Below are 12,226 nucleotides of genomic sequence, written 5' to 3' on the forward strand. Positions count from 1 at the left end.
CATTATTGGTGACGCGCTGGGCGCGAGAGTGGGACACCAACAGCGAACTGGCCGCCGACATATTACGCGACGAGGTTCGCCTTCGCCTTCGCCGGCTGGCGGCCGACCCGCGCATCGCCGAGATAGGCTTGGGCGCCCTCGAAGCTGAACATCGGCGCCAGGCGATGCATGTCGCCGACCGGCGGGTGGTTGCGCGGGGGCAGCAGATGACGACCTTCATCAACAACGAATTCGCCAGGCCGATCAACGTTGCGGACGTAGCGCTTGTCGGCGGACTCCATCCGACGAACGCAACCGCGACCTTTCAGAAGGTCCTGGGACAATCCATCGCGCAATATCTGCGCCGCCGGCGGCTCAACCATGCACTGAAGCTTTTGGCCGACAGCGATATGGCAATTATCGAAGTGGCTTTCGAAAGCGGCCACGGCTCTCTCAGCCGCTTTTACGATGCCTTCCAGCGGCAGGTTGGCTGTACGCCGAAGGACTACCGCCGCCGCTTCCGCCCCTGAACGTAACCCGGATGTCGACGCTTCACTACCAGCGCCCGTTTTTTGCTCCTGCGACAGACCGAAGGGCTGAAAAACCTGAAAATTTGGGTCGAAACCGGCAAGAATATCAGAATTTCCAGCGATAGCTTTACCGTCTATTGGTGCGGGCAGCGGCCAAAAAGCATAGTGGGAACAATGCTGCCCGCTCGCGACGTCACGGGAGATAATCATGCGTTTGCCGAAGTCTGATCTGGTCTTCGCCTTCAGCGTCGTTTTGATGGCCACTACCAGCGGAATTGCGCTGGCCGATGATGCCAAGCCCTTTGCGGGACAAACAGTTTCGGTGCTCCTACCCTCGCCTCAGGATGCAAACATGGCGGCCGATTTCGAGAAAGCCACCGGCATCAAGCTCGATATGCAGACAGCGTCATGGGACGACGTGTCGGTGAAGATTTCGACGGCGTTGCTGGCTGGCACGGCGCCGGCCGATGTGACCGAGTTTGACTGGTCCTGGACCGGCCAGTTCGCTGCGGCAGACTGGTATACGCCGCTCAACGACACCGTTGACGCCGCGACCCTGGATGACATCAAGGGGTCGACGATCTTCAACGTGAACGGCAAGGTTCTGGCCATTCCTTACACGAACGACTTTCGCGTCATGCTGGTGAACAAGAAGCAGTTCGCCGACGCCGGCGTGACCGTCATGCCAAAGACGCTCGACGAGCTTGTAGCGGCGGCGAAGGCCGTCAAGGCCAAGGGAATCGTAAAGTATCCGATCGGCCTGCCGCTTTCCGCGACCGAAGGCGCATCGACAAGCTGGTACCTTCTGACCAAGGCGTTCGGCGGAGATCTTTTCGACAAGGATATGAAACCTCTGTTCACGGCGCCGGACTCGGCCGGCTACAAAGCGATGGCCTTCGAGATGATGCTCTTGAAGGAGGGCTTGGTTGACCCCGCCTCCACCGGTCTTAAAGACAGTGAGATCAATGAGACACTTTTCGCCAAGGGCCTGACCAGCATCATGATCAGCGGCGAACCGGGCCGTCTTGGCGCTTACAATGATCCCGCACAGTCTGTCGTTGCCGGGCAGGTTCAGGCAATTCCGGTGGCCACCGAAAGCGGCAAGACGCGCTCATTCGGGTTGCTGGAGGGCCTCGGCATCCCAAGGAATGCCCAGAACCCGGAAGCGGCCAAGGAATTCATCAAATGGATGACATCCAAGGACTATCAGATCCACAACTACGGAAACGGGGTATTGCCGACGCGCACGTCCGCGCTCGCAGAGCTGCAGCAACAGGGCAAACTGGTCAGCGGCGAGGCGATTGTCGAACAGGCGCCAACCGTGGAGGCGTTGTTCCCATCTGGCGCGCCCGCCTGGTATCCGCAATTCTCGCTGGCCGTAAACACCTCGATCAACAGCGCCGCAAAAGGTGAGATCAGTGTGGAGCAGGCCGTTCAGCGTATCGCCGAGGCCGCGGCTGAAGCCGTCAAGCAGTGACGTCGCAAACGGTAACCGTCCTCCCGCGACAAGGTCGTGGCGCCCGCAAAGTTGGGGACGCCACGACCGCCTTTTTGATGGTGCTGCCGATCCTGCTCACCATGGGCGGGCTCGTTTTCTACCCACTGCTGAGCACCGCATGGGACAGCTTGCACCGCGTCAACCCGATGCAAGCAGGGACCCCGTTCGTCGGCATCTCCAATTATACGCGCGTCTTCAGCGACGTAGAGGTGGGGCAGGCTTGGCTGAACACCTTCAAATATGTCGTAATCGCCGTTTTCGCCGAGACGGTGCTGGGGGTCCTTGCGGCTTCACTCATCAATCAGTTGAAGAGCGGGCGTCAGTGGGTGTTGGCAGCGGTGGTCCTGCCGTGGGCGCTGCCCGGCGTGGTCAGCGGGGTCATATGGCAATGGATCTATTCGCCCGGCCCCGGCCTCCTTAACGGGCTGCTGGTGATGATCGGTTTGGACTACGAGGGTCATCTCTGGTTCAACAACAGCACCAGCGCGATGCTTGCAGTCTCGGTGGTGCATATCTGGCGCATGTTGCCGCTGACCATCGTTATCGTGCTGGCGGCGATGCAAAGTATTCCGGGCGACCTCTATGAGGCCGCGCGCATGGACGGTGCCAGTCGCCTGGTGATGTTCCGCAATATTACCTTGCCGCTGACGCGCGGCGCGATCGCGGTGGCGATGACCAATGCCACAGTGTCGGCCTTCAACCTGTTCGACGAAGCGATCGTGCTTGCCCGCAACAGTCTGGAGACGAGGCCGATCCTGCTGCAGATCTATCTTGAGGCCTTCAAGAAACTCAATTTCTCGTACGGCATGGCATTGTCGCTGATGGTCACCTTCATTTCGCTCGCCATATCGCTTGGCTATGTGCTGCGCATCCACCGCAGCACGAGGCTTGACTGATGAAGGAACCTTGGCACATCCGTCTTGGAATCTGGGCCGGCGTTGCGCTGCTGCTCGCCTGGTCGCTTCTTCCGATCTACTGGACACTCGCCTCCAGCCTGACGCCGACGGTCGAGTTCAATGCGCGGCCGCTTCATCTTTTTCCCGAGCATCCCACCGGCGAGCACTATCTGAGGCTTCTTGGCGTGCTTGACGGGCATATGGGCGGCGTCGACGTGGCTGGCGAGTTTCGGCTTGCGCTTTTCAACAGCATACTCACTTCGGGTGCCGCCACCGTGCTTTGCGTGCTGATGTCGCTGCTTGCGGCCTATGCCTTCGCGCGCCTGAACTTTCCCGGACGTGAGGTGCTCTTCTATGCTGTGGTAGGGACCATGGCGGTGCCGGGATATGCGGTTCTCATCCCGCTCTTCCGGCTGATGGTGTCGATCCGGCAGATCGACGCCTATCTCGGCGTGACGCTCATCTACGTCTCGGCGTTCCTACCGCTTTGCCTTTGGCTCCTGAAAGGCGTCATGGACACGCTGCCGCGATCGTTGGAAGAGGCGGCGCGCATCGATGGGGCAAGCCATATGCGCATTCTTTTTTCCATCATCGCGCCGATCGCGGCACCAGGACTTACGGCGGCTGCCATTCTCACCTTTCTCGGTGCCTGGGGGCAATATGTTGTGCCGCTCGTCTTCTCACCCAAGGACACAAAGCCGCTGACGGTTCTGATCCCGGAATTCGCAGGGAAGAACTTCGTCGACTACGGGCTTATCATGGCCGGCGGTTCTATCGCCATTGCGGTGCCCTGCCTGCTGGTGATCTTCCTCAATCGATACCTCATTTCCGGCCTGCTTGCAGGTTCAACCAAATAGCGTCCGTAGGCCACAGCTGGAGCAATGCCGCAAACGGCGCAATTCTTGAGACGGCGGTCTGCGTTAGTGGAACACGATCTCCGCCCTGTCGCGCGTCAATAATCCAGACCCTGCCGGAAAGCGCCGATGACCACCGGCAGGCCGCTCACTCGCTACAGCGCTACCAACGGCACACTTGTCAGTCAGCCCGGCCTTGCGCATCCCCTCGACGAAGTATTGGACCACGACCAAATGGCGCGCCGGCTGGGAGGCAGCCCACCGTCCCAGGGAAAACTGGGGGTTATTGGCTATAAAGATGTTCGCTTCTCGACGAGTTTCGCGGTCGCGGTCCACCATTGCAAGCGCGGCTGCAAGCACCTTCCTTGATCCCGAGCGATAGGTCGCCTCATTGCGCAGGGCGTCGATTGCCGCATCATATCGGCCGGCAGCGTAATGGACCATTCCCAAGATCCAGAAATACCAGCCGGCTGGGTGCGGATTAAGCCGAAAAGCTCTGAGGATCATGTCCCTGGCCTCAACGATACGGCCGTCCCACATCAGCATTTCGGCACTCATAACAAGGGTATCCGCGTGGTTGGGATCGAGCGCCAGAGCGGCGGCGAAAGCGGCTTCCGACTCTGCCCAACGACGCTCATAGGCCTGCAGGTAGCCAACCACCCAGTGATTGCCAGCGTCGTTCGGGTCGAGTTCTACGGAACGAAGCGCAAACTCGATCGACTCCGGCCTCTTGGTTTCCGGCGAGCCTATGCTGTGAGCCCAATACGACCAAAGCGTGAAGGCCAGCCAGCGCATGGCTTCAGCATAATCCGGCTCGATCGTAACCGCTTCTCTCAGCAGGATCTCGCACTCGCGGATTGCTTCGGCGGATCCGGCAAGGTGGGCGATGAGTGGACGCGCTCGCAAGCAGAGTTCATAGGCCTCGAGATTTTTCGGGCGGCTGCGCGCAGGCAAAGTGGTAAGTCGGCCGACAAGGGCCTCGACAATCTTGCCCGTTACCTCGTCCTGCACCGAGAATATGTCTTCGACGCTGCGGTCGAACCGCTCAGCCCAGAGGTGATCGCCGCCGGTCGCGTCGATAAGCTGGACGTTAATCCGAACGCGTCCGTCGAGGCGGCGCGCACTGCCTTCCAACACATAACGGACGCCAAGCTCGCGGGCGATCTGGCGGACGTCTATCGCCTTGGCTTTGTAAGCAAACGTGGAGTGTCGCGCGATGACGAACAACCCCTCATTTCTAGACAGGTCGGTGATTAGGTCTTCAGTCAGCCCATCCGCGAAGACGTCCTGCTCGCGATCGCCGCTCATGTTGGTGAACGGAAGAACCGCCAAGGAAGGCTTGGCGGGAAGCCTCGGCGGGGTCGGTTCGATGACACTTTCGATATGACCGCCCGGCGGCGGCCGCAGACGATACACGCGCACGGGTTCAGCAATATTCTTTAGTGCTTGCTCTCCCAAATCGTCAAAGGTGGCGTCGAGCTTGCGCTTTACCTGGTCGAACACGCTCGCGGAAATGCACACTTCGCCAGGCTCCGCGACGGTTTCGAGCCGCACCGCAACATTGACACCATCGCCATAGATATCACTCCCCTCGACGATGACGTCACCGAGGTTGACCCCAATGCGCAAAGTTATGCGCTTGGGCTCAGGCAGTGACCCATTCGCCTTTGCTGTTTCGTGCTGCAGATCAAGCGCGCATTGGGCGGCGTTCACCGCGCTTGCGAACTCCACCAGAACCCCATCGCCCATTACCTTTACGAGACGCCCATGGTATTTGGCGATGAGAGGTGCCAGGACTTCGCTGCGCCGCTGCTTGAGCGCTTTGAGAGTTCCCACTTCGTCGAGCCCCATCAGGCGCGAATACCCCACGACGTCCGCGCTCATTATCGCGGCGAGACGTCGCGGCGCGCTTTGCTTGGCCATCCGGCACCAGAACGATCGTGACTGCTGCATCAGGATAGTCACGGCGTGCAGACAAGTCCATAAGTGTCACTGTTCCGTCGGTGAGCCTGGACCAACCGATGCTTTCCCGCCACGACAGGATCAGAAGCGCTCCGGTCTGCCGAACGTCGGCCTTGCGCTTCGGATCAGCCCTTGGCACCGCACCCGTGAGTGACTGTCAGCGGAAGACGATATCGTGATTAGAAGAGATGGCAGTCGATAGTCGACAGAGGTTCGGGGCGGGGATGCTTTCGTCCTTTGCAATTCCCGGAAACAGCTGTTTGCAGTATGCTGCCGCATTTCCAGGGTGAGCCTGGTGTCGTTCGCCCTCACATGCAGTCGTTGTCGGCGGCACGATTTTGGCGGGGACCATGAGGGGGATTCTTGATGCGATCGTCATAGGCGCTGGCTCGGCCGGGCTTGGCGTCAGCTATTTCCTGCAACAACGTGGCTGCACGCACCAGGTTCTCGAGCGAGGCTGCATAGGCGAGACGTGGCGAACTCAGCGCTGGGACTCTTTCCGTCTGAACTCGACGAATTTACGCACCATGCTGCCCGGCGACTCCTACGACGGGCCGGACCCCTGGGGCGCGATAACGCACCACGAATTCGTCGCCTATCTGGAAGGCTATGTTGACCGGTACCACTTGCCGGTGCGCACCAGGGTGGCGGTCGAGCGGCTGGATTCCGAGAGCGGCACCTACCGGGTCACGACTGATTGCGAGACGCTTGTGGCCCATTCGATCGTGATTGCAACGGGCAACCAGTGCCGCCAGGTCCGGCCACCCTGGTGGTCAGACCTGCCGACCATTTTTCGCCAGGTCGATTCCTCAGCCTACCGCAACCCGGCCGAGCTTGTTGAGGGCGCCGTGCTCGTCGTCGGGAGTGGTCAATCGGGTGGACAGATCGCCGAGGATCTGGTGCAAGCCGGACGTCGGGTATTTCTGGCGACCAGCCGCACTGGCCGCCTAGTGCGCCGCTACAGGGGTGGCGACTCGTTCAACTGGCTCACCATCTCCGGCTTTGCCGACGTGCCGCGCTGTCAGCTCATCGTGGAAAACGGCGGCAGGCCTCCGGCGCGCCCGCTGCTCGGCGCGACCCACACAATCAGCTTGCAGTCGCTTAGCGCCCAAGGGGTCGTATTGCTCGGGCGTTTCAATGGCATCGTGAATGGCAGCCTGGCCTTCGGGGATGACGTCGACGACCACATGCGCTTCGCAGACGAAACCTCGGCCTACGCGAAGCGGGTTATCGACGAGTACATCGAGCGCGCCGGCATCGATGCGCCGCCGGCTGAGGATGATCCTGCCGAAACGGTTGCGTCGAGCGTGCCGAGCCCGCCGATCCGATCGATCGGCTTGGCCGCAAGCGGCATCTCCTCGATCATCTGGTGCACCGGATTCTCGGGCGACTTTTCATGGGTGAAGGTTCCCGGGGCTCTCGACGAGGCCGGCCAGCCGAAGCACGAGGACGGTATAGGCACCATTCCCGGGCTCTATTTCGCCGGCCTCGACTTTGGGGTAACGCGGAAATCAGGCACCATTCCGGCCGTTGCAGAGGAGGCGGACCATCTGGTGAGCCACATTGCAGCAAAAGTGAGTCGAATACTTCGGCCAATCCCGGCCGCGGAGAACTCACATGGGCCATTCTCAATTCGATGATGCTAGACGCGAGCGCTTAGCTTGGAACGCCGGAAAAAAGTCGGCACCAAGCGACCGCCTCACTCAGAAGCAAATCTGGGCAATTCGCTTTTTTCTGATCGTGAAAGACTGGAACGACTGCAATTGGCGCGACCGCGCCCGTTGAACGCGCTGCCCCTTCCACCAACAAACGGCCAGGGCTATTCACGCCGAGCCGAAGGCGAGCCAAATAGCGTAGCACGCTCCAACTCGCTGAGCAGGGCCTCGGCCTCTCTGACGTCGGCAGTTTCGAAACCCTCGGTGAACCAGTCGCGAACGTGTGTCAGAAAATCGTGGGCCTTCTCCCCGGCGCCTCGCTCCGCCCACTGGCGTGCGAGTTGCGTCGCAGTTCGCAACTCCCACCATTTGGCGGCCTGCGCCCCGGCAGTCTCTACCGATTTGCCGAAAGATTCCGCCGCCAAGTCGCCATCGCGACCAGGCTCGCGCAAAGCAAACTCCCCTTTCAGTCGGTACAGCTCGGCATCAAACCAACGCTCGCCGGTCGAAGTCGCACGCTCGAACGCGTCGTCGAGCACGCGTCGCGCATCTTCAACGTTGCCACTACTAAGGTAAGCCTCAGCCAGAATAGATCCGTAGTACGGCATCATCACCAGGTAATCGGCGTTCACGTCGTGCTCGTAGCAGGATTTGAGGGTCTCGAGGCCTTCGGTTGCATTTCCTTCAGCGATGAGTGCGGCAGCTCGAAAGCCCCGTCCCTTGTTCAACATTGCAGGCATGGCCTTTTCGGACGCGAGAGCAATCAGGCGCTCGCTGTCGCGCCGAAGGGCGAGCCAGTCTTTGCACAAGTGGTAGTAGACGCACGCGTTGGCGAGAGCCAACGCGATCGCGAAGGGCTGGCGCGTTTTCTCCGCAGTTTCCAGACCCTGCCGACACCGCCGGTACCCCTGCTCGGGGTAGCCCAGAATGAGCAGCGTCCGGGCAAGGTAGAGGTTCGGTCCGGCGTCGGCGATGTCCGCACCGAGCAGAGGGTCCAGGTCAGGTGCTCTTGTCGAGACCCGCTGTTCCAGGAAAGAGCGTGCGGTGGCAAAATCGCCCATCCAAAGGGCAACGAATCCGGCTGCGTCCGCTCCGATTGGGCCACCCTCGCCGTATGCGCGCGCCGCCGCGCGCATCAGCTCGTTTTCGACTTCGCGCGCGCGGTCGAGCTCCGCGCGATTGTAGTAACAGAGAAACTCGCCATAGCAGGCACGGAGGTTCTCGTGCTCCGCTCCCGTTTGCCCTGCCAAGAATCTGGCGCGGGCATAAGCGGTGCCCGTTTCGACCGCCGCCGTGCCTCTAGCCGCCCGGAGCGCATCGCCGAGCGCAAGGCGGAGCCCGAGTTCAAGTCGGTTGCGCTCCAAGCCTTCCGGCAGCTTTTCGAGAAGCGAGAGACCGTTATTGAGCTGGCCCAACGCTTCTCTTGTCGCCGAGCGCATGATCGCCGTGCGTGCCGCAGCCTGATAATATGGCACTGCCTGCTCGACGAGCCCGGCCCTGCCGTAGTGGCCAGCGACGAGTTCGGGATGGGCTGTGGCCGTGTCCTTGAATCTGTTGACCAGCGCGTCGGCAATCGCGCCGTGCAGTTCCCGGCGGCGCCTTTTGAGGAGCGATTCGTAGGCGGCGTCCTGAATGAGAGCGTGCTTGAAGATATTTGCCGGGCTGGCCGTGGTGCCGCCGCTCAAGATTAGCTCGGCTCCGATCAGTTCCGAGAGCGCCGTCTCCAATTCATCGGCAGGCATGTCGCTCACGCTCGCCAGCAGCGCACGATCGAACTCCCGCCCAATCACGGCACCGACTTGCGCGGCATGCCTTGCGGAGGGTGGCAGGCTGTCGAGCCGAGCCATCAGCGCGTCCTGAAGTGTCACGGGAACCGTGACTGCAGGCAGAGATCCCAAAAGGTCGAAATGATCCCCTGCGTCGACAAGGACGTTGAGATCGCGCATCGCCTTGGTCAATTCCTCGATGAACAGCGGAACGCCGTCGGTGTGCGCGACGATCTCGTTCAAGACTTCCTGCGGAAGACGCTTGCCCGCAACGGCCTCGGCCACTGCGGCCGCCTCAATCGGATCGAGCCGTTCGAGCACGATACAGTCAACGTGTGCGCCGCTCCAGGTCGGCTTGAACTCCGGCCGAAAAGTGACGAGCAGCAGCACGGGCAATTGGGCGATCCGATTGTTGATCCGATCGACCAGTTCCAGCGTCGTCGGGTCGAGCCATTGTGCATCTTCGACGACCATGAGCAGCGGATGCCGCGTCGCGAGCCCCTCAACCCAGTTCAGCAGCACTTCAAAAGTTATGGTCTTCCTCTGCTGAGGGGTCAGATCACGTAACGAATGCTGCTCGCCGGTGCGAACGCCGAGCAGATCGGCGATGACAGGGATGGCGCCGGTGGTATCGGGCAAAGCCCTTCCGAGAAGAAGCTCGAGCTTCCTGAACGGTGTTTTGTCCGGGTCAATGTTTGCAAACTCCGCAGAGCGCCGGATTTCCGAGATGACGGGCCGTAGCGCCGAGTTCGTGTAGTACGGCGAGGCGTCGAAATGGATTGCCTGGAGCCGGTCCCCTCTCAGTCGATCCACGAAAAAGCGCACCAGTCTCGATTTTCCGATCCCGGGTTCCCCGGTTACGAGGACAACCTGGCCCATCGTTCGCCTGACCCGCCCCCAGCGCTCGAGCAGCAGATCAATCTCGCGGCCTCGGCCGACGAACGGCGTGAGCATCGTGCCGTGAAGTCCCTCGAACCGACTTTCACTGCGCCCGATGCCGTGGACCCGCCAGAGAGCTACCGAGGGGCCTATCCCTTTGATCGGCTGCCTTCCCAGGTCCTCCAGGTCAAAAATCCCTCCGACGAGGTGCCGGGTGGTTTCGGAAATCACAACCTGGTCCGGTCCTGCCGCCTGCTGCAGCCGTGCTGCGAGGTTCGGCGTCACCCCGACGATCTCGTCCGGGCGCTCTGCCTCCCCTTCCCCTAGGCTTCCGATGACCACCAACCCTGTGGCAATCCCGATGCGTGCACGAAGGTGAGGAACCTCTTGCGTCTTGATTCCACCGGCTGCTGCCACAATGCGAAGGGCAGCCTTGACAGCCCGTTCAGCCGCGTCCTCCTGTGCCTTCGGCCAGCCGAAATATGCAAGAATGCCATCGCCCAAGAACTTGGCGACGTGCCCTCCCAAACACTCCACTTCTTCGGTTACCGCGCTTCGGTAACGCCGCATCACCGCCCGCAGTTCTTCGGGGTCGAGCTGTCGGCTTAGCTCGGTCGACCCGACGAGGTCGACGAACATCACCGTGAGCTGCCGCCGCTCCGCCGCTGGCGGGGCAGATAAAGGCAGCGCCGTCGTCAGCGATGCGGATGCGCCAACGGGCGCCGACCTCGAAACAGGGGCCAGTGAGGCAATCGCATCGAGCAGCTTGCGCCGGTGTCCGACGGAGGTCACGCCGAGTCTCGTCAGATCCTCGGCCCTCAGGTGGGCAAGAACCTCTCCACTAACATCGTTGTCGCGAAAGGCCTTCTCGTATTGTCCCAGGCCGATACCGCGAAGCCAGGTGGCGACGTTCACCTCCCCCTCCTGTATGAAAGTACAATAATACACCAAAAGGCCCTCATGGATGCGTGAAAACGGGTCCGAGAGAGTCGATTCGGCCTCAGCCTGAAGGTCCCCTTAATAGGACCAGAAATGTCTGGAAGTGGCGGCGCAAGAATGTCCTTCCGGAACCGGAACTGATGACCCAAGTCGGCCGAGACGTCGCGACAGCGTCAAAGGCCGCTTTCGACTAAGCAGATCGCTATTGCCGGAATCGGGTCGACTGCAGAAGGGCCGCTATTGAAGCAACGACAGGCGAGACCTGACGGTCCGGCTTCGGCCCATTTCAGCCGTTCACCGACACCGATAGTAAGGTCGCTCATGGCCTAAAGTTTGCAGGTCTGCATAATTTGCCGTACTTTTCGAGCAAAAATAGTACGGCGACTTCAGAGCCAAGCCATTGAAATTCATGGTGATCCCGACAGGAATCGAACCTGTGACCTACAGATTAGGAATCTGCCGCTCTATCCTACTGAGCTACGGGACCACGCGGCCCGACACATAAACGCTTCGGGCCGGTTCGCCAAGAGGAGTCTGAAAGCCGATCAGGCGGCCGTCTTGCGATAGGCGGCCGCCTCCTCTTGCCAAGCCTGCGCGTCAAGCGGCCAAGGCCGTCTCGGCCAGCTTCACCCAGTAGCTCATGCCGTGCGGGATGACCTCGTCGTTGAAGTCGTAGGCCGGGTGATGCAGGCCGGCCGAGTCGCCGTTGCCGATGAAGATGAAGGCGCCGGGGCGGGCTTCCAGCATATAGGAGAAATCCTCGCCGCCCATCACCGGCTGTATGGCGCGATGGACATGCGCGTCGCCGGCGACGTCGGCGGCGACATCGCTGGCGAAGACCGTCTCTTGCGCATGATTGAAGGTGACGGGGTAGTTGGCGTCGTAATCGACCTCGATGGTGGCGCCGAAGGCGGTCGCGATGCCGGCGCAGATGGCGCGCATGCGCTCTTCCGATTTCTTGGCCACTTCCTTCTTCAGCGTGCGGACCGTGCCGGCGATCTCGGCGCTTTCGGGGATGACGTTATAGGCGTCGCCGGCGTGGAACTTCGTGACCGACACCACCACGGCCTCGACCGGATCGGTGCTGCGCGAGGCGATGGTCTGCAGCGCGCCGACCAGCTGGCTGGCGATGACGATGGGATCGATCGTGCCGTGCGGCATCGCGGCATGGCCGCCGCGGCCCTTGACGGTGATGGTGAACTCGGCCGTCGCGGCCATGATCGGACCGGGCTTGATGGCGAACTGGCCGACCGGCAGGCCCGGCATAT

The 12,226-nt window shown here is 61.1% G+C and carries 8 protein-coding genes and 1 tRNA gene; 4 read left to right on the forward strand and 5 right to left on the reverse strand.

The window, feature by feature from the left end; translation table 11 throughout:
* Positions 1 to 62: 62 nt before the first annotated feature.
* On the reverse strand, positions 63 to 806 hold the full coding sequence (locus EOA28_RS40115; RefSeq protein ID WP_245501507.1) for a hypothetical protein: 744 nt from the start codon (positions 804 to 806) through the stop codon (positions 63 to 65).
* On the opposite strand from EOA28_RS40115, the gene EOA28_RS09895 reads away from it, so the two are divergent.
* Genes EOA28_RS09895 through EOA28_RS09905 form a run of 3 tightly spaced genes read left to right on the forward strand, consistent with a single transcriptional unit; the run spans position 766 to position 3,760 of the window.
* Complete coding sequence (locus EOA28_RS09895) at positions 766 to 1,986, forward strand: extracellular solute-binding protein (protein WP_245463452.1); 1,221 nt, start codon at positions 766 to 768, stop codon at positions 1,984 to 1,986. The two genes, EOA28_RS40115 and EOA28_RS09895, sit on opposite strands and share 41 nt — an antisense overlap.
* Positions 1,983 to 2,903 carry a sugar ABC transporter permease gene (locus tag EOA28_RS09900; RefSeq protein ID WP_348527708.1) on the forward strand — a complete coding sequence of 307 codons (921 nt, stop codon included), beginning with the start codon at positions 1,983 to 1,985 and terminating at the stop codon, positions 2,901 to 2,903. Before EOA28_RS09895 ends, EOA28_RS09900 begins: the two co-directional genes overlap by 4 nt.
* Complete coding sequence (locus EOA28_RS09905) at positions 2,903 to 3,760, forward strand: carbohydrate ABC transporter permease (RefSeq protein WP_127251130.1); 858 nt, start codon at positions 2,903 to 2,905, stop codon at positions 3,758 to 3,760. The genes EOA28_RS09900 and EOA28_RS09905 overlap by 1 nt, the downstream gene beginning before the upstream one ends.
* A 63-nt stretch (positions 3,761 to 3,823) precedes the next feature.
* On the opposite strand, the gene EOA28_RS09910 is transcribed toward EOA28_RS09905, so the two are convergent.
* Entirely contained in the window at positions 3,824 to 5,680 is a 1,857-nt protein-coding gene (locus EOA28_RS09910) for an adenylate/guanylate cyclase domain-containing protein (protein ID WP_128314861.1), read from the reverse strand.
* Positions 5,681 to 6,057: 377 nt separating this feature from the next.
* On the opposite strand from EOA28_RS09910, the gene EOA28_RS09915 reads away from it, so the two are divergent.
* Positions 6,058 to 7,359: an NAD(P)/FAD-dependent oxidoreductase gene (locus EOA28_RS09915; protein ID WP_348527709.1), complete on the forward strand. Its 1,302-nt coding sequence runs from the start codon at positions 6,058 to 6,060 to the stop codon at positions 7,357 to 7,359.
* 179 nt (positions 7,360 to 7,538) lie between these two features.
* Here EOA28_RS09915 and EOA28_RS09920 read toward each other — a convergent pair whose 3' ends face one another.
* From EOA28_RS09920 to EOA28_RS09930, 3 genes are all read right to left on the reverse strand, one after another.
* Positions 7,539 to 10,934 (reverse strand): adenylate/guanylate cyclase domain-containing protein, encoded by a 3,396-nt coding sequence (locus tag EOA28_RS09920; RefSeq protein WP_127251132.1) that lies wholly within the window; start codon positions 10,932 to 10,934, stop codon positions 7,539 to 7,541.
* 434 nt (positions 10,935 to 11,368) lie between these two features.
* Positions 11,369 to 11,445, reverse strand: a tRNA-Arg gene (locus EOA28_RS09925).
* 110 nt (positions 11,446 to 11,555) lie between these two features.
* Positions 11,556 to 12,226: amidohydrolase (locus EOA28_RS09930; RefSeq protein WP_128314860.1), on the reverse strand; the 671-nt coding region annotated here is incomplete at its 5' end.

This window comes from Mesorhizobium sp. M2A.F.Ca.ET.067.02.1.1, assembly GCF_004023285.1.
Taxonomy (GTDB): domain Bacteria; phylum Pseudomonadota; class Alphaproteobacteria; order Rhizobiales; family Rhizobiaceae; genus Mesorhizobium.

Excerpts from the sequence above, each read along its gene's own strand:
- EOA28_RS09910 (WP_128314861.1), bottom strand. The coding sequence starts at position 5,680 with ATGGCCAAGCAAAGCGCGCCGCGACGTCTCGCCGCGATAATGAGCGCG.
- EOA28_RS09895 (WP_245463452.1), top strand. The coding sequence starts at position 766 with ATGGCCACTACCAGCGGAATTGCGCTGGCCGATGATGCCAAGCCCTTT.
- EOA28_RS09905 (WP_127251130.1), top strand. The coding sequence starts at position 2,903 with ATGAAGGAACCTTGGCACATCCGTCTTGGAATCTGGGCCGGCGTTGCG.